This is a genomic window from Ensifer sp. EB106-03-01-XG145, assembly GCF_058792075.1.
Map to the genome: position 1 here is coordinate 202,887 of NZ_JBYTEC010000006.1, position 21,422 is coordinate 224,308.

Below are 21,422 nucleotides of genomic sequence, written 5' to 3' on the forward strand. Positions count from 1 at the left end.
AGACGGCAAGTCCAGCGGCGACTCACGCCCCTTGACGGAGACCACAAAAATGGAATAAAAATTCTGAAATAATCCACATCGGCTACTTCATTCCAAATGAATGGACGGGCCGACTGGGTGCGGAGGTACCAAGGGAGAGGCGCCGGCGCAGCGTTCCAACACGCGATTTTTCGTGGCAATTCTCCGATCGATTCGCGGAATCAGTGTTCCGCGGCGCCTTTGCGCGATGAGCGCCGATCATCACGCCCCTTCCCGGTCGCGAGCCGGAATTCGAGAGAAACTGAGATGACAGTCAGATTTGGTCTTCTGGGCGCCGGACGCATCGGCAAGGTTCACGCGAAAGCCGTCAGCGGCAATCCGGATGCCGTGCTCGTCGCCGTTGCCGACGCCTTCCCTGCCGCCGCCGAAACCATCGCCAAGCAATATGGCTGCGATGTGCGCACCATCGAGGCGATCGAAAAGGCTGACGACATCGACGCCGTCGTCATCTGCACCCCGACCGACACCCACGCCGACCTGATCGAGCGTTTCGCCCGCGCCGGCAAGGCGATCTTCTGCGAAAAGCCTGTCGATCTGGATGCCGAGCGCGTCAAGGCCTGCCTCAAGGTTGTCAACGAGACCAAGGCCAAGCTGATGGTCGGCTTCAACCGCCGCTTCGACCCGCATTTCATGGCCGTCAAAAAGGCGATCGACGCCGGCAAGATCGGCGACGTGGAAATGGTGACCATCACCTCGCGCGATCCGGGCGCCCCGCCGGTCGATTACATCAAGCGTTCGGGCGGTATCTTCCGCGACATGACGATCCATGACTTCGACATGGCCCGCTTCCTGCTCGGCGAGGAGCCGGTCTCCGTGACGGCAACCGCCGCCGTTCTCGTCGACAAGGCGATCGGCGAAGCCGGCGACTATGACAGCGTCTCGGTCATCCTGCAGACGGCTTCCGGCAAGCAAGCGATCATCTCCAACTCCCGCCGCGCCACCTATGGCTACGACCAGCGCATCGAGGTGCACGGCTCGAAGGGCGTCGTCTCGGCTGAAAACCAGCGTCCGGTCTCGATCGAGATCGCCAATGGCGAAGGCTACACCCGCCCGCCGCTGCACGACTTCTTCATGACGCGCTACACCGAAGCCTATGCCAACGAGATCGAGAGCTTCATCGCCGCGATCGAAAAGGGTGCGGAAATCACGCCGTCGGGCAAGGATGGTCTCGCAGCATTGGCGCTCGCCGACGCCGCCGTGAAGTCGGTTGTCGAGAAGCGTCAGATCAGCGTCGCCTGAGGCTACGGCCGGTAACACATCAAATGGAAAGGCCGGGCGCCACACGCCCGGCTTTTTTCATGCCACCACTCTGGCAAACCGGCATCCGCGCAGGTGCCTCAGCCCTCGGCGCACACCGGCATCTTCTCCCATCGCGGCGCTTCCCGGCCGGTGCTGGGCGCAGCGCCCGGTCGGCCGGAGAGATAACCTTGGATCTGCAGGCAGCCCTCCTCCGCCAGGATCTGCCTCTGCCGTTCGGTTTCGACGCCTTCGGTCACGACCGCGAGCCTGAGGCTGTGGCCGAGCGCGATGATGGCGCGGACGATCGCCTGTGCGGAAGGGTCCTTTTCGAGGGCAGCGGTGAAGCTACAATCAATCTTCAGCTTGTCGAAGGGGAAGGTCTGCAGGTTGCTCAGCGAAGAATGTCCGGTGCCGAAGTCGTCCATGACGATCCGGACGCCGAGGACGCGCAGGCGAACCAGCACCGCCAGCACATCCTCGCGATTGTGCATCAGCGCCGCCTCGGTGATTTCGAGCTCCAGCCGCCAGGGATCAAGGCCAGTCCGACGCAATATGCTCGCGACCTGGTCGAAGAGATTGGGCAGAAGGAACTGGACCGGCGAGATATTGACGGAAATCGGCAGCGGTTCATTCCATTTTGCCGCTTCCGTGCAGGCCTGTTCCAGAACCCACTCGCCGATCTGGATGATCGAGCCGCTTTCCTCTGCGATCGGGATGAACACGTCAGGGCCGATCAGCCCGCGCTGCGGATGGCTCCAGCGCAGCAGTGCCTCGTAGCCGATGATCCTGTCGCTCTGGACTTCGACCAGCGGCTGGTACTCGAGAAAGAACTGGCGGCGAAGCACCGCATGGCGCAGGTCGTTTTCGATCTGCCTGCGGGTGCGAACCGCCTCATCCATTCCCCGGTCGAAGAAGCAGGCGATGCCCTTGCCGCTCTGCTTGGCGCGGTAGAGTGCCGTGTCGGCATTGTTGCGCAACTGATCTGCCGTCTGCCCGTCGACCGGATAGAGCGCAGCACCAATGCTGACGCCGACGGCGGTCGGATCGCGATTGGTATCCATTTCCGCGGCAAACAGCGCCAGGATGCGGTCCGTCAATTGGCGCGCCGCCGCCGGCCGCTTGCCGCCCACGTGGATGATTGCGAACTCGTCACCGCCGAGCCGGGCGACCGTGTCGTGCTCTCCGGCAGCCTGGCGCAGGATATCGGCAACCTTCTTCAGGATGCGGTCGCCTTCGCCGTGGCCGAAGATATCGTTGACTGCCTTGAAGCGGTCGAGGTCGAGGCAGAGGATCGCCAACTCTTCGCCCCGCGCAGAGGCCGCCGCCAGCGTCTGGGCCAGCCTGCGGTCGAAGAAGGCGCGGTTCGGCAAATCGGTGAGCGCATCATGATGGGCCAGATGCTCGATCGTGCGCTCGGCTTCCTTCCGTGCCCTCAAGTCGCGCACGAAGATCACTTCGCATTCGCGGCCACGATACTCGATCGTCCGGCACATGAATTCCACCGGAATGGTGCGCCCATCGGCGTTGAGAAGATCGATCTCGCCGGGACCATCCCCGCGCCTGTGTCCCTCGAGCCCTTCCTCGCCGAAGACGAAGATCTCCGACGGGCGGCGCCCGGACAGATCGGAAAACGTCCGACCGGTGAGGCCGGAGAAGCGCTCGTTGGCTTCGACGATGAGGCCATCGAAAACGATCGCCATGCCTTCGAGCGAGGCGTTGGCGAGCCCTCTGAGATCGGTCAGCTGCCGATCGACGAAGAGGGCGCCGAAGGCGAGCACGATCAATGTCGTGGAGGCTGCGATGACCCCGCCGGCGAGCCAGGCGGGATGAATGGTGCCGGCGACAGCCACATTGGCCTCCGGCATGAGCGTCACGCCGCTCATCGACGTGAAGTGCATGGTGCAGATTGCCAGTACCAGCAGCAAGGACGAGACGACCAGCCGCCGGATGCTGCGCAGGGCATGAAAAGCATGAAGCGCGGCACCCGCCAGCAGCGTTCCCACGACGAGCGCCGAAACAGTCGCTTGCGGATCGTAGGTTATGTGCCCGTGAATCTCGATCGCCTGCATGCCGGTGAAATGCATCGCCGCGACGCCGGCGCCAAGCACGAAGCCGCCGCAGGACATCGAGAGACGCGAACCACCACCGAGGCCGATTGCAAAGGCGACCCACGACGCGGCTATGGCGACGACCACCGACAGAGCGGTGCCCCAGAGGCCGTAAGCAACCGGCACACCACCATCATAGGCCAGCATGGCGATGAAATGCGTCGACCAGACACCGACACCGCAGGCAAAACCGCTGGCCGCGATCCAGAGGCTGCGCTGGCTACCTTCGCTTCGCCGGGCGCGCAGCAACAGCAACATCGTTGCGACGCTACCCGCCAGGCAGACGATCGCGGCGGCCACGATAAGGCGCCAGTCATGGTCATCGCGTATGCATGCAATCACTGAAAACATGAGTGTCTCCCGCGTCACGGCCACATTGACAAGGAGTCGCTAAATAACTGTAAATTGTATTACTGGAGGTGCTCACCTTCGATACAACCCCAAAAAAGGTTGCGTCAGGCGTTGCACTTCAACCGCGCATCAGGAAACGCCGGTGGCGGTAATATCGCCGTCGATCGCGCCCAGCGCCCGCTCCAGATGTCCCTCGAAGACGAGGCGTTGCTCGTCGGGCGCGACCGATATTTCGGGAGCGCCCTGAAGGCGGACCTGCATGGACTGGGCAAGTCCTTCTTCGATCCCCGGCAGCATGAGATCGAAGTATCGGATGCCGGGCCCGGTGACGTGGACAGGCATGCGCTCGTAAAGGCTCAGCATGCGCGAGATGCCGTTGCCGAGCGCAATGCCCGCCTGGCGGAACGCGTAGCCGGCCATGCGATGTCCCTGCCGCGCGCTGGCCGCGATCTTGTCGAGCTCGGCGACGGGAACGAACTTGGCGGGGATGGTATCCGCCGGCACCTCGAAGGCGGCACGCAGAATCCCATAGAACCCGGCTGCCGCCTCGATGCAGCCATAGGCGCCGCAACGGCAAAGGCCCGCCGACGGCGCGTGCAGCATATGGCCGAAATTCGGCGCGCTGACATCCATCTCGCCGCTCTGGCTCTTGCGGGCAACGCCAAGGCCGATGCTGTGGCCGAGAGAGATCGCCGCAAGCGCCCTGAACCCACCTTCCGGCTTGCGTTCGGCTTGTGCTGCAAGCGCCTGCGCAACCAGCAGCGTCTCATTGCTGAGCATGACTTTCGCGCGCCATTGCGGCGCAAGCAGTGCTGCGAAATCCAGCTCTTCCCGACCGAAGACCGGCGACCACAAAAGCCGCGCCGTGTCGCTGTCGACCAGCCCCTTGCTGCTGATCGAAACGGCGAGCACGCGATCCCGCTCCAGCCTTGAGCGCTGCAGCAGACGTTCGAGCGCATCCACGAATGCGCGGGCGAAAGGGACCGTGCCGCGCTCGTCGTGGTTTCGCGATTCGTCGAAGCGGTCGAGAAGCGTGCCGCCGTAATCGATCAGCGAATATTGCACGATGTCGGAGGAGATCCTGACGACCACAAGATGGCCGTAGTCGCGCCGCGGCGTGAAGAGCACACGCGGCCGCCCTCGCCCACCCTGCACCTGGTGCTCGGCCTTGGCGAGCACCCCCGCCTTTTCCAACTCCGCCGTGATCGCGGAAACGGTCGCCGAGGCAAGCCCCGTATCAGCAGAAATTTCCGTATGGGAGAGATTGCCGGCGCGCCTGAGCGCCGCAAGGACCAGCGCGCTGTTTTGCTGACGCACGAGCTCAGTGCTGGACTTGGTCAGCATGAGACGTCCCTGTCAGTGGCGGATCCTTCGAACACATGCCCCTCCCAAAGCATCTGTTGAACGGCAAGACAAGGCGCCGGGCGCCTTGTCGACAGCCTTGTGGCACGGATTTTATCGGCGGCCGAGAAACAACGGACGCGACCGCTCGCGAAGCACTTTGTTGATGCCGCAACCACCGCATTCACGCCGTGTTGACAGCCTCAAAAATCCATGACATTCATTTTCTCGACTGTCGAGAAAATAATTCCGCACGGTGTAGCGGCACGATCTACGACAGCGTTCCAAGGCTGGCGGAGGATGGTGCGGGAGGTTCGCACGCTCGGCCGGCCCTCACTCGGGAGGATGAAATGAAATCCGTTTTGAAGCTGATGGCAGGTGTTGCCGTCATCGTTTCCCTGCATTCCGTTGCCCAGGCAAAGGACCTGGTCGTCGGCGTTTCCTGGTCCAACTTCCAGGAAGAGCGTTGGAAAACCGACGAAGCCGCCATCAAGGCCGCACTCGAAGCCTCCGGCGACAAGTACATCTCCGCTGACGCACAGTCGTCCGCCGCCAAGCAGCTGACCGACATCGAGTCGCTGATCGCCCAGGGCGCCAATGCACTGATCGTGCTTGCCCAGGACAGCGACGCCATCGGCCCGGCGATCGAAAAGGCCGCTGCCGAAGGCATTCCGGTCGTCGGCTACGACCGCCTGATCGAAAACCCGGCCGCCTTCTACATCACCTTCGACAACAAGGAAGTCGGCCGCATGCAGGCCCGCGAAGTGTTCAAGGTGAAGCCGGAAGGCAACTACGTCTTCATCAAGGGTTCTTCGGCTGACCCGAACGCCGACTTCCTCTTCTCCGGACAGATGGAAGTGCTGAAGGAAGCCGTCGATGCCGGCAAGATCAAGAATGTCGGCGAAGCCTACACGGATGGCTGGAAGCCTGAAAACGCCCAGAAGAACATGGAGCAGTTCCTGACCGCCAACGACAACAAGGTCGATGCGGTCGTCGCCTCCAACGACGGCACCGCGGGCGGCGCGATCGCTGCCCTCGATGCGCAGGGTCTCGCAGGCTCGGTTCCGGTCTCCGGCCAGGACGCCGACAAGGCGGCGCTGAACCGCGTTGCCTTGGGCACGCAGACCGTTTCGGTCTGGAAGGATAGCCGTGAACTCGGCAAGCGCGCCGCAGAAGTCGCCGTCGAACTTGCCGGCGGCAAGAAGATGGAAGAAGTCGCCAGCGTCACCACCTTCAACGGCGGGCCGAAGGGCGTGGCCATGCAGTCGGTCTTCCTCGCACCGCTGCCGATCACCAAGGACAACCTGAACGTCGTGATCGACGCAGGCTGGATCTCCAAGGAAGAAGCCTGCCAGGGCGTCAAGGGCGACGTCGCGGCTTGCAAATAAACCGCATCAGCAGAACTGAGCGCTGACTTCAGACAAGCGCCGCAACGCAACCCGTTGCGGCGCTTGCGCAAGGTGTGTGCCGGGCGGACAATGCCAGATGCACAACCAGCGCAGCTCAACGAAAACGCTCGATCTCTGCCGTCGCACCGGACTTGTCGCGTCGATCCCGGCTCTTGGTGCCGCCTGACGCGACGACATCAACACAAAAAGTGGGGGAAGGCACGTCCATGGCCGACATCACACAAGGCAATACGCAGGGCGCACAAGCAAACCGCGCCCGCACAGCGGACGAAAACCCGGTGAAGCGCTTCTTCCGCGCCACCGAAATCGACACCCGGCTGCTCGGCATGGTCGGCGCGCTCGTCATCATCTGGATCGGCTTTCAGATCATGACCGGCGGCCTGTTCCTGACGCCGCGCAACCTGTGGAACCTGACGGTCCAGACGTCTTCCGTCGCCGTGATGGCGACCGGCATGGTGCTGATCATCGTCACCCGCAACATCGACCTTTCCGTCGGCTCCGTGCTGGGCTTCTGCGGTATGGTCATGGGCGTCATGCAGGTAAAATTCCTGCCGCAGTATCTCGGCCTGGAACATCCGGCCATCTGGATCATCACGCTTTTGAGCGGCATCGCCGTCGGTGCCGCCATCGGCGCCCTCCAGGGCTCGATCGTCGCCTTCCTCAACGTGCCCGCCTTCATCGTCACGCTCGGAGGCCTGCTCGTCTGGCGCGGCGCCACCTGGTTCGTGACCAGCGGCCAGACGGTTGCGCCGATGAATACCACCTTCCGCCTGATGGGCGGCGGCACCGAAGGCTCGATCGGCGCAACGGCAAGCTGGATCGTCGGCATCCTCGCCTGCATTGCCATCGTCGCTGCCATCCTCAATTCGCGAAAGCAGCGCAAGCGCTTCCGCTTCCCGCTGCGCCCGGTCTGGGCGGAGTACTTCCTGGCGATCCTCGGTTGTATCCTGGTGCTGGGCGCAATCACCGTCGCCAATAGCTACTACTGGCCGACCAACATCGCCCGCAAATATGCCGACGCCAACGGCATCGCCTGGCCGGAAGGCGGACTGCAGATCTCGCACGGCATCGCCATTCCGGTTCTCGTCGCCATCGCCGTCGGCATCGTCATGACCTTCATCGCCACACGGCTGCGCTTCGGCCGCTACGTCTTCGCGCTCGGCGGCAACCCGGAAGCAGCCGAACTTGCCGGCATCAAGACGCGCTGGGTCACCGTCAAGATCTTCACGCTGATGGGCATTCTGTGCGCCATTGCCGCGGCAATCTCGACCGCCCGCCTCAATGCGGCGACCAATGCGCAAGGGGAACTCGACGAGCTCTACACGATCGCCGCCGCGGTCATCGGCGGCACCTCGCTTGCCGGCGGCGTCGGCACGATCGCCGGCGCCATGATCGGCGCGCTCGTCATGCAATCACTACAGTCGGGCATGGTGCTCCTGGGGATCGACAGTCCGTTCCAGCGCATCGTCGTCGGCGTGGTTCTCGTCGTCGCCGTCTGGCTCGACACCATCTACCGCGCCCGCGCCAAGTAAGGAGTACGATCCATGAAAGACCAACGCACTCCGCTCGTGGAAATGAAGAACATTTCCATCTCCTTCGGCGGCATCCACGCGGTGGACAACGCCTCCGTCGATCTCTACCCCGGCGAAGTCGTGGCGCTGCTCGGCCACAACGGCGCCGGCAAGTCGACCCTGATCAAGATCCTCTCCGGCGCCTACAAGCGCGATGCCGGCGAGATCCTGATCAATGGCGAGGCTGCGGACATCAACAACCCGCGCGACGCCAAGAAATACGGTATCGAGACGATCTACCAGACGCTCGCCGTCGCCGACAATGTCGATGCCGCCGCCAATCTCTATCTCGGTCGCGAGCTCAGGACCCCCTGGGGCACGCTCGACGACGTGGCGATGGAGGCCAAGGCCCGCGAGGTCATGGGACGCCTCAACCCCAACTTCCAGCGCTTCAAGGAGCCGGTGAAGGCGCTCTCCGGCGGTCAACGGCAATCGGTGGCGATCGCGCGCGCGATCCTCTTCGACGCCCGCATCCTGATCATGGACGAGCCAACGGCAGCGCTCGGGCCACAGGAAACCGCCCAGGTCGGCGACCTCATCAAGCAACTGAAGCGCGAAGGCATCGGCATCTTCCTGATCAGCCACGACATCCACGACGTCTTCGACCTCGCCGACCGCGTCTCGGTGATGAAGAACGGCCAGGTCGTCGGCCAGGCCCGCACCGAAGACGTGACCAAGGACGAGGTGCTCGGCATGATCATCATGGGCAAGGTACCCCCGAAAGCGATCCCCGGCCCCGGCGCCATGCAGGTGGCGTGACCCCTCACTCGGCGGCGCGCCTAACCGGCCCGCCGCCGAGCACGTTTGTCGACCGGCAGAGACAGGGCACGCGGTTGCATTTTCAGCAACAACCGCAAATTCCCCTGCGAACTCCGCCTTTTCACCATTGATGCGGCGCCAAAGCTAAGCTATGAACCGCTCACAGCCTACTTCGGCGGCCCTGCCGCCAACGGATGCACCCGTAGCTCAGCTGGATAGAGTGTTGGATTCCGATTCCAAAGGTCACAGGTTCGAATCCTGTCGGGTGCGCCATTTCCAAACAATTTGCCGTGGTGGCTCCGGTCTTGGTCACGGATTGGTCCATTCGCGTGGTGCTAGGTAGGCTGGCGCTGTGTCGCAACGAAATCTCCTCGACTGCACCCCACCGCTCTTACCGCCGCTTCTGAACACGGTATTTTTGAAGACTTTGGGATTCGCGCAAATCCGCCACGGCTGCCGCCTTCGACCTGGACAGACTGGGAATCGAAGGAGAACAACGCAATGCACTCCCGCAGGAACTTTCTCGGGCGCGAGAGCCGGGACACTGCTTGCGGTCGGGGACCGTTCAATGTGGCCGTCGAGATTGCCGAGACCGCAAAAGACGGGTTAGCCGTCGTGAACCGCCACATTGAAAGCCGCGTCACCGGCCTTGAGGTCGAGGCGGCGACTACTCAGGATAGGCTTGAACGTCCTCCGGCTCCGGCTTGTTGAACAGGATGAATACCAAGGGGTTGCCGGGCTCGGACATTGCATCGCTGCGCAGGCCGGTTATCTCTCCGGCCACGCCGCTTGCATACTCCGCAACCACCTCGCCGAAGCTATCGCGCTGGACGGCAACCTTCTGTCCAGCTCCGACCTTGTCGTTGAGTTTGACCAGATGCTCAACGAGCCCGCCCGCGGTCGCCAGGATCGGGAATGCGCTGTTGCCGACAAAGACAGTCACGTCCTTGCCTGTACGTCCCATTGGCCCGGCGACGATACCGTGATGCTTGAGGACGTTCATTGTGCCTTCGACGAAGAGCGAGATCATCTCGGGGCTCAGGACGCGCGCAGCGCCGATTTCCGGCGTGAAGGACGGGATGCCCACGTCCATAAATGCGTTGTGCAGGACACCGGGATAGACATGATTGTCGAAGATCTGGCCGACGGGATACAGCTCCATCATCGCCTTGACCTCGGGCACATCCATGCCGCCAATATTGAATGCAGTGACTTCAAATCCGGTTGTCCCGGTGTGGAAGTCGATCGCGAAGTCGGCGTTCGGCCGCAGCAGCCGGTTGAACAGAAGTCCGGCGTGTCGGCTGGGTGCGGTGGCGCCGTTCTCGTTCCCGGGCCACTCCCGGTTCATATCGATCAGATCGATACCTCTGCCCTGGTTGGGCCATCTGCGCTGCATGCTTTCCAGGGCCGGGCGCGACACGTCCGTGACCGCCATTACCGTGCCCGACATCTGCGCCGGGTCGAGCTGGTTCATCACGGTGTGGACCGTATGCACAGAACTCATCTCGTCGCCATGCACGCCACTGGTCAGGACACCGCGCTTGCCCGGCTTTGCTCCCTTGGCGACCGTCACGGACACATACCAGTGCTGTCCGGTCGGCATCTCAACGCCCTGGAAATACAAAAGGTGCTTTTTGCCGGGATCAAGGTCGTTGACGTCGAGCGCGCTGACGACCTTTTTGCCTTCGATAACATCGCCGGTATAGACCGTTCCTGATGTCGGATTGGCAGGAGGTTTCGCTGCGTCCTGGGCATGCGCAGCACCAGCGTTGACGGTGACAGCGGCCGCGGCTGCGGCGCCGACCGTGGCAATGGATGCCATTATCAGATCGCGGCGATCAATACCTTTCGCAGACTTGTCCGGCATGATGGGGTCCTTTGTGATTGTCAAAGGCACGTTCGTACGATGGCACGGCGCACATCGGTCGCAAAATCCCGAGAGACTTAAAATACGGGTATGCCGCTGAACTCGCAAGGTTGCATAATTTCTACGGGAACCATGTCCGGGCTTGCGATCTTGCGGTGTCGTATGCCCAGGGGCCAGAGACGGTGCAATGCAGAACTGCCGCTCAAAAGTCGGCAGCGATAACAATTACATACGAGTTCGCCGTTTCATCTCGTCCGGTGCGCCATTATTTTCAATTGCTTCATCAAGCCGATTTCAGACGCGACGATTCTGCGTGTTGTCTTGACTCGCGCGTGTAGCATGGCACCTTGCAAGGAGAAGTTTTAGCAAAAGGCGCCTGAGCTTTGCGGGAGACAACAATGGCGAGGTTTGTAGCGAGAATACTTTTGGCCGGCCTGTGCGCAGGCGCAACAGTGGGGGCTGCCTCCGCGCGCAGTTGGCACTCGGACGATACGGCGGCACTGGTCGGAGGGTTGCTTCTCGGCGGCGTCGCAGCGGCTGCATCCTCCCATGACCACCACCATCAGAACCAATATATTGCGCCCCGGCCAGCCTATGGCGGCGCACCCTTCAGCCCTTCCACCGGCGTGATTTGCTACCCGAACCAAGTCGCCTGCTACAACAACAACGGGACCTACCTTCCTGCCTGGACGAGCCGCGTATTCTGACCCTGTCGAAGGATTCCACCATGAAGTTCTGGCTGTCACTCGCCGTTGGCGCCTTCCTCTATCTGCCTTCGGTCCACGCAAGCGCCAAGGATCCCGCGACGAGCTTTGTGCGATTGCACGCCATCGACCTGTTGGAAGGCGCGCTGAATGCAGACCAAACCGCGAAACTGCAACTCATAGCACACCAAGCCGCCATCGCCGCTGTGTGCGATGGGTTCACCCTGGACGACAAGAAAGTCTCAAAGGCCTTCGAAGCACTCGCACCTGTCGGTGCTGACAAGATGACTGCAGAGCAGAAGGATTATCATGACAAGCACATCCTTGTCATATACGGGATGCTGGTCGGCGGAGAGCTGACGGCGATGTCCGAGGGCGCCTGCAAGCTGGCCGAGCAGTCAAAGGCTGACCCCGACTTCGCGAAGGAAATGGTGTGGCAATAGCATTTCGGCCATCGCATTCATTTGCCGGCTCCGGCCGCCTGTCGATGGGCCGCAAAAGCCGGTAGACCCGCTGCGTCTATCAAATCGCGTCGCGCTCCGTGCGCAGATTGGAGACGACGCGGCGGTTCTGTACCTTGCAGGAGCGCTCCGTGCAGTCGCGCACCTCGCGGTCGTTTCCATACCCCTTGGCCCACATGCGGTTTGGGTCCACGCCCTTCGAGGCGAGATAGGCCATCGCTGCATCGGCGCGCTGCTGCGACAACGTCGCCATCTTCGATGCGGAGCCGCTGTCGTCGGAAAAGCCCTGCAGCTTGACGAGCCAGCGCGGGTTGGTGTTGAGCCAGATGGCCTGCTTGTCCAAGGTTGCCTTGGCGACGGGATCGAGCGTGGCCGAGTCCTGGGTGAAATAGGTCCGGCGGCCGACATTGAGGATGAAATCCTCTTCGCTGCCGGCCGAGACAGTCTCGAAGCCGGGCGCCGGATCGTCGGTTTTTCCGGTCATCGGCACCACGGTCGGTTCTTCGACCGCGGCAATCTCGGTGGTGTTGCAGGCGGTCAGCGTCAGCAGAATGGCCGCAGCAGAAAGCAGCCTCGTATATCCGGGCGTAGCGGGCATCGGGGTGGTATTCCTCATTCGACCTGGGTTGCGACCGGGGTTGCTTGGCTGACCTCGGGGGCCTTGTCGGCAATGTGCGGCAGGACTTGCACGGCGGTGCCGATGGGGCACCGCTGATAAAGATCGATCGCGTCCTCGTTGAACATGCGGATGCAGCCGCTGGAAGCGTCCTTGCCGATGCTGCCCGGCTCCAGCGTACCGTGGAAGCGATAGCCGGTATCGACGCCATCACGAAGCAGGTACATGGCGCGCGGGCCAAGCGGGTTCTTCGGCGAGCCTCCCTCGACGAACTCAGGCAGTTCGGGGTGACGCTCGCGCATTTCCGGCGGCGGCGTCCAGCGCGGCCAGAGCGATTTGCGGTCGATCGTAGCGCGGCCATACCATTTGAAGCCCTCGCGCCCGACGCCGACGCCATAGCGGATAGCTGTCTTGTTCTCCATGATCAGGTAGAGAAAATGGTGCCGGGTATCGACGACGACCGTGCCGATCGGCTCGGTGCTGAAATACTTGACGACCTGACGCTGCCATTTCCTGTCGATCTTGGCGAAATTCGTGCTTCGGTAGGTCACGCCATTATCGACTGCGGGGTCGGAAAAATAGGACGCCGCGGCAGCGAAGGCCGGTTTCTGGGCTGCGCCTGCGCTAAGCAGCGCCAAACCACCAAGCATAATATCCCTGCGGGTGCATTCCATCGGCAATATCCCCCGAAAAGCCAAGCAGCGAGCCGCAGTAAATCAGATTTTTCATTTGCCACAACGGAAAATTATCAGGCACCGATTCTTTCAATGACTGTTTTGCAAGAAGCGTTTCGCCGATAGTTGCAGACTATCACGCGATTTTGCCTGCTCTGCAGGTCTAGGGGATAGGGTCTATCGCCGGATCGATCGCCCCCGTGAGCAACACCGGCAAGTGACGCTTGCGAAGCGCCATAATCGATTGGCTCTTCTCAGTAGTCGCAACAATGGCACATTGGTTATTGTCGAATTTCACAACATTGGGTGACGACAATTGGGCGAACATACCCTCGCGGCATCTTGGGAACCAAGGCAGCGGTTGTCGATCATGTCACCTGCAACAGGCTCGTTGGCGAGCGCGGTCCTAAAGCCTGTCGCGCAAAAGTGCGCAGCGGTTTTGCGATAACGACACGCGAAATATCAAAAACTTAAAGCGCAAGGAGCGAATCTGAAAGATCGCGACGCGCTTTAGTTGGCCCTGATGTCCCGCGCCTGGCCCGATTCTCTCAGCTCTTCGACCGTCTTGCCGAGGCAGCTTCCGCCCTGTTCGGTGCCCACGGCCTTTGCCCCTCCGCCCAGGGTAATCGTCCCGGCGAAGTTGTCCGAGGCCAAGTAGGTCGCCGTGCCATCGGCCGTTACCTTCGACAGGTAAAAGGCATGCTGCGTGCCCTTGTATTCGCAGGCGACAGCGAACGGAAACTGATCGAACAGATTGCCCTCCGCGAGGGCAACGGATCCGAAAGCTGGAGCGCTGGCCGCAACCAGCAGCAGTGTCAGAGACTTGGACATATTCGTAGAGCGTATGCGCACCATCGATCCCCCCAACCCGGTATAGATAAGGTGTCCGTCGAAAAGGATGGTGACGCCAAGCCCCCGCTTTGACAAGCCCGACAGGCTGCATTCGAACTCGGCAATGTTCGACCGCAGGTGGGCTGTCATCTCCGACCCAAGAGAACGGCGCGCGAAGGCGGCCGCCGGCGAACCGCCGGCTTGGCATATTCTCTGAGCGGCCGTCAGGCCGGGTGGCTGAAGCGGGCGATCTGCGCACCCTTCATCAGGTTGCGGAAGTTCGATCCGCTCATGTGCACCAGCGTCCTGTGGTCGCCGCCCTCGAAGTAGACGTCGTTTACGTCGCCCAGACTTTCGTCGAGCAACACCGGCACGTCATAGGCCGAGCCGATCGGCGGCACCGCGCCGATATCGCAATCGGCGAAGAGGTTGCAGACTTCCTCTTCCGAAGCGAGACCGAGGCGCCGGTCCATCACGTCCTGCAAGGTGGAGAGCTCAACCCGGTGCGTGCTCGGCACAACGGCAAGCACGTACCCCATCTCGTGGTGAACGACCACGGACTTGGCAAGCCTGCTGCCGGGCACATGTGCCGCTCTCGCCGTCTGGCTGGTGGTGGCTGTGCGGTGATGGGCGACGGTGTCATAGGCGACACCCGCACCATCGATATAGTCTTGTAGTTTTCTGGCGATCGTCATCGTCGACACCCCTTCTTCCGTGGTGGCGCGGAAAGGTTATTGTCCTCCCATCCACCACGAAGTCAACGACGGACGGGACCGACGATCAGCGCTCGTCCTTCAGCATCGCGAAGGCCTGGTCACGCGCCGACATCTGGGCCACCGGCAACGGCCAGGCGATCGCGAGCCTCGGATCCAGGGCATTGAGCCCGCCCTCGGCATCGGGCGCATGGGGCTTGTCGTGCAAATAAATCAGCTCACAATCAGCGGAAAGCGTCTGGAACCCGTGCGCGAAACCGCCGGGGATCATCATCGACCGGCCGTTTTCAGCGCTCAGGACCTCGCCATGCCACTGAAGATAGGTCAGGGAGTCCGGCCGCATGTCGACGGCGACATCGAAGATTGTGCCCGCGAGACAGGAGACAAATTTCGTCTCGTCATGCGGCGCGCGCTGGAAATGCATGCCGCGAACCGTGCCTGCCACCCGCGTAAGCGTATGATTGATCTGGGCAATAGAGCCGCCGGCGCCAAAATCGGCGAGTTCCTCGCGGCAGAAGAAACGTGAAAAGAAGCCGCGATCGTCGCCAAAGCGCTGGCGTTCGACAACAACGAGACCCGACAGGGGTGTAGGAATACGGTCAAAACGCGACATTGAAACTTCCACGAGTGAGCGAGGCGCCCCCGCTTTCCCCCCTTAAGAAACCGGCCTTGACCGTATTTGCAATTGTCGACATGAAAGCGTTCACAGGAAAGCGTTACGAATCGACGAGGCTGCAAGATCGCGAATCGTGACCTGCGGCGTATCCGAATAAAGGGTAGCAGTTATGGCAGCAGCAGACGATCGTCTCGCATTCGAGGCTCACAAGAAGGAAATGTCGCTCGCGCTCGGCAAGGACGAGGACGCCTTTCGCCAGTCGCTCGAGACATTGGTGACGCTCGACAAATACGACTATGCCTATCTCTGGTCGTTCATGGGCGTGCCGATCATCCAGATGCCGGCCGATGTCATGGCAACCCAGGAAGTGATCTGGAACAGCAAGCCGGACGTCATCATCGAAACGGGCGTCGCCCGCGGCGGTTCGGTGATCTTCATGGCCGCGATGCTGCAACTGATCGGCAAGGGCAAGGTCATCGGCGTCGATATCGACATCCGTGCGCACAATCGGGATTCGATCGAAAAGCATCCGATGTCGTCGCGCATCACACTGATCGAAGGCCCCTCGACGGCGGCCGAGACGCTGGCGAAGGTGAAGGCGGAAATTCCTGAGGGCGCCTCGGTCATGGTCGTGCTCGACAGCGACCACAGCCGCGACCACGTGCTGGATGAACTGCGCACCTATGGCCCGCTGGTCACCGAAGGCCAGTACATGGTGGTGGCGGATACGGTCCTTGGATGGGCCGATTCATCGCAAACACCCACCAAACGCTCGAAAATCTGGCGCGCCGGCGACGAGCCCTATGCGGCGCTCAAGGCGTATATGGAAGAATCGACCCGCTTCGAGACCGATGAGGCCCTGAACGGCAAGCTTGTCCTTTCAAGTTCGCCGCGCGGCTATCTTCGCTGCATCAAGGCCGCCTGACAACGGCAACTTTGGCCAAGGAAACCATCCCGACAGCAAGGCTAACGAACGAACAGCTCATGGACCGCACCATCGTTGTCTCGCAATCTATGTATTTCCCGTGGGTTGGGCTGCTTGAACAAGTCCGCCTCGCGGATGTCTTTGTGCACTACGACGATGTTCAATTTGCCCGAGGCTTCTTCAATCGGGTGCAGGTGAAAACCAGTGGCGGTCGGAACTGGATTACGGTTCCGTTGCGGGACCATCACCAGGGTGACCTGATCGACGAGGTCATCATCGATGACCGAGAGGACTGGCGAAGCAAGCACCGAAAGGTCCTGCAGCACGCCTACCAAAAGGCGCCATTCCGCGACGACATGCTGAAGATTGTGGACAAGGTCTTCAATCAGAAGGCACCGACCTTGGCCGAACTCGCCCGTCATTCGATCCTTGAACTTGTGCGCTATTTCGATCTCCCGGCCCCCGAGTTCTTGAACGCGCGCGCGCTCGGCATCGGCGGCTCAGGTAGCCAGAGGCTTTACGATATCGTCACCCGGCTCGACGGAACCATCTACGTCACGGGCCACGGGGCAAAAAACTATCTCGACCACGAACTCTTCGAGAGTAACGGCATCAACGTGCGCTACATGAGCTACGAGCTCACACCCTACCCGCAGCTCTATGGCGAATTCACCCCTTATGTCACCGGCCTGGATCTGGTTGCCAATTGTGGGCCGGAAGGTGCAAGTGTTGTGCGGTCGGGAGCGATCGATTGGAAGGAATTTACGCAATGACCTCCGAGAACCTAGATGCGGTCGCATCGGAATACCTTCCGAATGCACCGACCGCGATCGAAAACGACCTGATCCTCAACTGGTATCCGCAGCGTGTGGTCAAGCGGTTCGGGTCCTGCCATTCGTTGCTGGATCTCGGCATCGGCCATGGCTACACCCCGCATCTCTTCAATGCGGTTTGCGAGCGTCATTTAATCGTCGAAGGATCGCAGCTGGTGATCGACCTCTTCAAGGAGAAGAGCCCCGATTTTGCCGGTGAAATCGTCTTCTCCTACTTCGAGAATTTCGACACGGACGAGCGCTTCGATGTCATCGTGATGGGCTTCATCCTCGAGCACGTGGACGATCCCGGCTTCGTGCTGGATCGCTTCAGGCGCTTCCTCAAGCCTGGCGGTCGGCTGTTTGCTGCCGTGCCAAACGCAAAGTCCCTGAACCGCCGGCTCGGCCTAGAGCTCGGCAAGATCGATGACATATATAGCTTGAACGCCAACGATCTCGCGCTCGGACACAAGCGCCAGTACTGCCGCGACACGTTCCGCTCCGAGTTGCAAAATCATGGGTTCCGGGTCGTGCATGAGGAAGGTATCTATCTGAAGCCGTTACCGCTGCCCGTTCTTCAGACACTTCCCGACTTCCAAGCTAATCTGCAAGCCATGCTGCAGGTCGGCATAGAATTCCCGGATCTATGCGTCGGCCTTCTGATGGAAGCCGAGCCGGTATGAAGAAGGCTGCGGTCATCGGCGCACGATCGATGCTTGGCAGCCAGGTGGTTGCACAGCTTCGAGCGTGCGGCGTTGAAGCGCTAAGCGTCGGGCGTTCTCCCGAGGACGATCTCTTCTTTGATCTAGAAGGCGCTCTCGCCAGTACCTCCGACATGTCCGTCGATGTCGTATTCCACTGCGCTTCGAGCTTTGGCGACGACAGCGACGCCGGCCTGAGGCAGAATTACGCGACGAACACCACGAGTTCCCTGGGTGTTGCCGAACTCGTCCTTCGACTGAATGCCAGAGCCCTCGTTTATGCCGGCTCGATCTGGTCCTATGACGACGCGAACCGAGACAGGTTCACTTCCTATGGGCTCACCAAAGCGCTCGCCGAGCAGATGTTGAGCTGGCAGTTGCAAAAACAGGGCAAGCTCTTCTGCAGTCTTCGACTTTCACAACTGTACGATACCGAGGGTCGCTGCCGCGCACATCAGCCGTGGTTCGGCCGGATCATCGCCTACGCCTCTCGCGGTGCAACCATTCGGATGCCGGAATCGCGAGGCCCTCAAAATTTCCTCCATGTCGGCGATGCCGCAGATCTGATGATACGTGCGGTGGAAAAGGGGCTATCGGGAGTCCATGCTGCGGTACACTCCGATCCCTTGAGCTACCGCGATATCGCCAATATCGCTTACGACGTGTTCGGCCTCGGCGGAATGGTCGAAATCGCACCTGAAAAGACGCCCTTCCGGCCTGTTGACGCACCCGACGCGGCGGAAACGCTGAGGTCGTTGGGGAAGCGATATTTGATCACAATGCGCGAAGGCATCAGCGGCATCCGGGATGCCGGTACGGCCGGCGCATTCGGACCGATGGACGTGAAATGATGGACAAAGGCGGCAAGCAGTCGCAACGGACGATCACGGTTGTCGTAACGGCAGTCGGTGCGATCATCGGCCAAGGCATAGCCGCATCGCTACGAAAGCTGGATGCCCCGATTCGCATCATCGGCGTCGACAGGGACGCCGATGGCATCGGTCGGCATTGGTGCGACCATTTCGTTGCGAAGCCGGACTGCGATGAGGCTTCACCGGAGTATCTCGATTTCTGGCTGGAACTGCTGCTGCGCGAAGACGTCGCGTTGGTGCTGCCCGGCCTGGAACACGATGTACTGTTTTTCAACAACCATCGCGCCCAGTTCGACATGATGGCGACACGCATAGCGTTGAACACGGCCGACCTTATCGTCCTCGCCCAGGACAAATGGGATATGGGCACGGTACTGTCGCAGGCGGGACTTCCGGCAATCCCCAGCACGCTCAACCGCAACCTGGCCGACTGTGTAAACGAATTGGGCCCTTTGCCATTGCTCTTGAAGCCTCGCCGCGGAAATGGCTCGCGGGGCATCGTGTTGCTCCGTGACAAGGCGGATTTCGACTACTGGACGCACAAGAGCGCCGACGATTTCCTCATTCAAAAGCGTGTCGGCACGGACGATCAAGAGTACACCGTTGGCGCATTCGGCTTTGGGGACGGCACGATAGTGCCACCGATTGTCTTCCGTCGGAGATTGTCGGTTGCCGGCAACACGCAATACGCCGAGGTCGTCGACGCTCCCATTATCACGGGAGCGGTTCGAAAGCTCGCCGAACTCTTCAAGCCGCTCGGACCGACGAACTATCAGTTCCGGCTGGAAGGCACGATCCCCTACCTGCTCGAAATCAATCCTCGTTTCTCGAGCAGTACGTCCCTGCGTGCCGCCTTCGGCTACAACGAGGCGGCGATGGCGCTCGACTACTATGTTTACGGGAGAAAACCCGAGGCGCCCGAGATCAAGAGGGGCCGGGCCTGGCGCTACTCCGAGGATCTGGTGGTTCTATGATTGCCATCATTTCCGATATTCATGGCAACCTTCCCGCGCTCGAGGCGGTACTCGCCCGCATCGAAGAACTCGGCTGCAGCTCGATCCTGTCGCTGGGTGACGTCGTCGGATACTACGCTCAGCCGGGCGAGTGCGTCGACGTGCTGAAAGCACGCGGCATTGCGAACATCCTGGGCAATCACGATTATTACATCGTCAGCGGAGAAGGCTGCCCGCGATCGAAGATGGTCAATGACATCATCGAGTACCAGAGGGGCATCATTTCGGCCGATCAACGCGCCTGGCTCGCCGGATCGCAAACCTGCGTCGTCGATGGATCGACCTATTTCGTTCACGGCAGCTGGCAGGATCCGATCGACGAATATCTCTACAAGGTCTCGCAGGCGCAGTTTCCCGACGGCTGCGAACGGCTTTTTGCCGGACACACCCATGTGCAGGTGCGCCTGCAAATCGGCGGCAAGGTCTTCTGCAATCCCGGCTCGGTCGGGCAGCCGCGCGACGGCGACCCGCGCGCCGCCTTTGCGACGCTCTCGCCGACAGGCATCGAACTCCACCGTGTCGCCTACGACATCGACAGGACGGCCCACCACATGCGGCAGGCGGGCTTTCCGGAGCGCTTCTACGAAAACCTCTATCTCGGCGCGCAGATCGGCGGCCGGATTGACAAGATCGTTGCCGCAGACGCAACCAACGACCGATCGGCTTGAGCACAGGCGACCCACATGACGAAACCGCGCATTCTCTACACCAAGCCCTCAATCACCGAACGCGAAGTCGCCTATGCCACCGATGCAGCCGCGAACGGCTGGGGCGAGCGCTGCTACGATTACATCAATCGCTTCGAGTCCGCCTTTGCCGCACATCTCGATGTCACCCATGCGATTTCGACATCGAGCTGCACCGGCGCGCTGCACATGGGGCTTGCCGCCCTCGGCGTCGGGCCGGGTGATGAAGTCATCCTCGCAGACACGAACTGGACCGCATCCGCCGCCCCGATCGTCCACCTCGGCGCAAAACCGGTCTTCGTCGATGTGCTCGCCGACAGCTGGTGCATCGACCCGGACAAGGCCGAGGCGGCCATCACGCCGAAGACCAAGGTGATCATGGCCGTGCATATCTACGGCAATCTCTGCGACATGGATCGCCTGCTCGAAATCGGCGCGCGGCACAACATTCCCATTGTCGAAGACGCAGCCGAAGCACTCGGATCGGAATGGCGCGGACGCAAGGCCGGTTCGCTCGGTGCCTTCGGCGCATTTTCCTTCCACGGCACCAAGACCGTGACGACGGGCGAAGGCGGCATGTTCGTCACCAGCGACAGCAAGCTCTATGAAAAGGTGCTGACCCTTTCCAATCACGGCCGGGCACGCGGACAAAAGAAACAGTTCTGGCCGGACGAGGTCGGGTTCAAGTACAAGATGTCGAACCTTCAGGCGGCCGTCGGCCTGGCGCAGATCGAGCGCGTCAGCGAACTGGTCGAGCGCAAGCGCGAGATCTTCTACGCCTACCGGGAACAGCTCGCGGGCGTGAACGCCATCTCCATGAATCCGGAACCGGAAGACACGAAGAACGGCTTCTGGATGCCGACGGTCGTCTTCGCGCCAGAAACCGACGTCACGCGGGAGAAGCTTCAGGGTGCGTTCGCCGCCGAAAACATCGACGCCCGCGTCTTCTTCTGGCCGCTGAGTTCGCTGCCCCCCTTCGAGGGCGTGCCGGCAAACACTGTTGCCTATGACCTTCCCGGCCGGGCGATCAATTTGCCGAGCTATCACGACATGACGTCCGAAGAGATCACGCGGGTGGTGCAGGTATTGCGCGACTGCGCAGCACAGTGAGGGG

General features: G+C 61.2%; 21 protein-coding genes and 1 tRNA gene. 14 read left to right on the plus strand and 8 right to left on the minus strand.

The genetic code is table 11. The features are described 5' to 3' along the window. Positions 1 to 285: 285 nt before the first annotated feature. Complete coding sequence (gene iolG, locus AC3WWH_RS17110) at positions 286 to 1,278, plus strand: inositol 2-dehydrogenase (protein WP_057249113.1); 993 nt, start codon at positions 286 to 288, stop codon at positions 1,276 to 1,278. Positions 1,279 to 1,376: 98 nt separating this feature from the next. On the opposite strand, the gene AC3WWH_RS17115 is transcribed toward iolG, so the two are convergent. Further along, positions 1,377 to 3,737, minus strand: a complete 2,361-nt coding sequence (locus tag AC3WWH_RS17115; RefSeq protein WP_113399499.1) for an EAL domain-containing protein — start codon at positions 3,735 to 3,737, stop codon at positions 1,377 to 1,379. Between the two features lie 129 nt (positions 3,738 to 3,866). Continuing rightward, on the minus strand, positions 3,867 to 5,081 hold the full coding sequence (locus AC3WWH_RS17120; protein ID WP_058320819.1) for an ROK family transcriptional regulator: 1,215 nt from the start codon (positions 5,079 to 5,081) through the stop codon (positions 3,867 to 3,869). Between the two features lie 347 nt (positions 5,082 to 5,428). Here AC3WWH_RS17120 and xylF point away from each other — a divergent pair, with 347 nt between their 5' ends. The 4 genes from xylF (at position 5,429) to AC3WWH_RS17140 (ending at position 9,090) form a co-directional block, all read left to right on the plus strand. Next, complete coding sequence (xylF, locus tag AC3WWH_RS17125) at positions 5,429 to 6,466, plus strand: D-xylose ABC transporter substrate-binding protein (RefSeq protein WP_058320818.1); 1,038 nt, start codon at positions 5,429 to 5,431, stop codon at positions 6,464 to 6,466. A gap of 227 nt (positions 6,467 to 6,693) precedes the next feature. Further along, entirely contained in the window at positions 6,694 to 8,019 is a 1,326-nt protein-coding gene (locus AC3WWH_RS17130) for a sugar ABC transporter permease (RefSeq protein WP_057249109.1), read from the plus strand. A 12-nt stretch (positions 8,020 to 8,031) separates the two neighbouring features. Next, complete coding sequence (locus tag AC3WWH_RS17135; protein WP_034793927.1) at positions 8,032 to 8,817, plus strand: ATP-binding cassette domain-containing protein; 786 nt, start codon at positions 8,032 to 8,034, stop codon at positions 8,815 to 8,817. Between the two features lie 196 nt (positions 8,818 to 9,013). Then, a tRNA-Arg gene (locus AC3WWH_RS17140) sits at positions 9,014 to 9,090 on the plus strand. 394 nt (positions 9,091 to 9,484) lie between these two features. On the opposite strand, the gene AC3WWH_RS17145 is transcribed toward AC3WWH_RS17140, so the two are convergent. Beyond that, positions 9,485 to 10,684 carry a M14 family metallopeptidase gene (locus tag AC3WWH_RS17145; protein ID WP_058320817.1) on the minus strand — a complete coding sequence of 400 codons (1,200 nt, stop codon included), beginning with the start codon at positions 10,682 to 10,684 and terminating at the stop codon, positions 9,485 to 9,487. A gap of 398 nt (positions 10,685 to 11,082) precedes the next feature. On the opposite strand from AC3WWH_RS17145, the gene AC3WWH_RS17150 reads away from it, so the two are divergent. Both AC3WWH_RS17150 and AC3WWH_RS17155 read left to right on the plus strand, forming a co-directional pair. Next, entirely contained in the window at positions 11,083 to 11,391 is a 309-nt protein-coding gene (locus tag AC3WWH_RS17150) for a hypothetical protein (protein WP_156432995.1), read from the plus strand. Positions 11,392 to 11,411: 20 nt separating this feature from the next. Further along, positions 11,412 to 11,831, plus strand: coding sequence for a hypothetical protein (locus AC3WWH_RS17155; RefSeq protein ID WP_058320815.1), 420 nt, complete (start codon positions 11,412 to 11,414; stop codon positions 11,829 to 11,831). Positions 11,832 to 11,910: 79 nt separating this feature from the next. Here the strand turns inward: AC3WWH_RS17155 and AC3WWH_RS17160 are convergent, their stop codons facing one another. The 5 genes from AC3WWH_RS17160 to AC3WWH_RS17180 form a co-directional block, all read right to left on the minus strand. Then, a complete protein-coding gene (locus AC3WWH_RS17160; RefSeq protein WP_058320814.1) occupies positions 11,911 to 12,465 on the minus strand; it encodes an OmpA family protein in 555 nt (184 codons plus the stop codon). Next, on the minus strand, positions 12,462 to 13,139 hold the full coding sequence (locus AC3WWH_RS17165) for a L,D-transpeptidase (protein ID WP_057249107.1): 678 nt from the start codon (positions 13,137 to 13,139) through the stop codon (positions 12,462 to 12,464). Before AC3WWH_RS17165 ends, AC3WWH_RS17160 begins: the two co-directional genes overlap by 4 nt. 510 nt (positions 13,140 to 13,649) lie before the next feature. After that, positions 13,650 to 14,120 carry a hypothetical protein gene (locus tag AC3WWH_RS17170; RefSeq protein ID WP_306341285.1) on the minus strand — a complete coding sequence of 157 codons (471 nt, stop codon included), beginning with the start codon at positions 14,118 to 14,120 and terminating at the stop codon, positions 13,650 to 13,652. Between the two features lie 74 nt (positions 14,121 to 14,194). After that, complete coding sequence (locus AC3WWH_RS17175; protein WP_057249136.1) at positions 14,195 to 14,665, minus strand: aminoacyl-tRNA deacylase; 471 nt, start codon at positions 14,663 to 14,665, stop codon at positions 14,195 to 14,197. Between the two features lie 85 nt (positions 14,666 to 14,750). Next, a complete protein-coding gene (locus tag AC3WWH_RS17180) occupies positions 14,751 to 15,296 on the minus strand; it encodes a dTDP-4-dehydrorhamnose 3,5-epimerase family protein (RefSeq protein ID WP_057249106.1) in 546 nt (181 codons plus the stop codon). 172 nt (positions 15,297 to 15,468) lie between these two features. Here AC3WWH_RS17180 and AC3WWH_RS17185 point away from each other — a divergent pair, with 172 nt between their 5' ends. The 7 genes from AC3WWH_RS17185 to AC3WWH_RS17215 are packed head-to-tail and all read left to right on the plus strand — an operon-like array spanning position 15,469 to position 21,418. After that, positions 15,469 to 16,224: a cephalosporin hydroxylase family protein gene (locus AC3WWH_RS17185; RefSeq protein ID WP_058320813.1), complete on the plus strand. Its 756-nt coding sequence runs from the start codon at positions 15,469 to 15,471 to the stop codon at positions 16,222 to 16,224. Between the two features lie 59 nt (positions 16,225 to 16,283). Next, positions 16,284 to 16,997, plus strand: a complete 714-nt coding sequence (locus tag AC3WWH_RS17190) for a WbqC family protein (RefSeq protein WP_058320812.1) — start codon at positions 16,284 to 16,286, stop codon at positions 16,995 to 16,997. After that, positions 16,994 to 17,719, plus strand: coding sequence for a class I SAM-dependent methyltransferase (locus tag AC3WWH_RS17195; protein ID WP_058320811.1), 726 nt, complete (start codon positions 16,994 to 16,996; stop codon positions 17,717 to 17,719). Before AC3WWH_RS17190 ends, AC3WWH_RS17195 begins: the two co-directional genes overlap by 4 nt. After that, entirely contained in the window at positions 17,716 to 18,588 is an 873-nt protein-coding gene (locus tag AC3WWH_RS17200; protein ID WP_058320810.1) for an NAD-dependent epimerase/dehydratase family protein, read from the plus strand. Before AC3WWH_RS17195 ends, AC3WWH_RS17200 begins: the two co-directional genes overlap by 4 nt. Then, positions 18,585 to 19,583, plus strand: coding sequence for an ATP-grasp domain-containing protein (locus AC3WWH_RS17205; RefSeq protein WP_082640678.1), 999 nt, complete (start codon positions 18,585 to 18,587; stop codon positions 19,581 to 19,583). Before AC3WWH_RS17200 ends, AC3WWH_RS17205 begins: the two co-directional genes overlap by 4 nt. Continuing rightward, entirely contained in the window at positions 19,580 to 20,290 is a 711-nt protein-coding gene (locus tag AC3WWH_RS17210; RefSeq protein WP_058320808.1) for a metallophosphoesterase family protein, read from the plus strand. The genes AC3WWH_RS17205 and AC3WWH_RS17210 overlap by 4 nt, the downstream gene beginning before the upstream one ends. A gap of 15 nt (positions 20,291 to 20,305) precedes the next feature. Then, positions 20,306 to 21,418, plus strand: a complete 1,113-nt coding sequence (locus AC3WWH_RS17215; RefSeq protein ID WP_058320807.1) for a DegT/DnrJ/EryC1/StrS family aminotransferase — start codon at positions 20,306 to 20,308, stop codon at positions 21,416 to 21,418. The last annotated feature ends 4 nt before the right edge of the window (positions 21,419 to 21,422 follow it).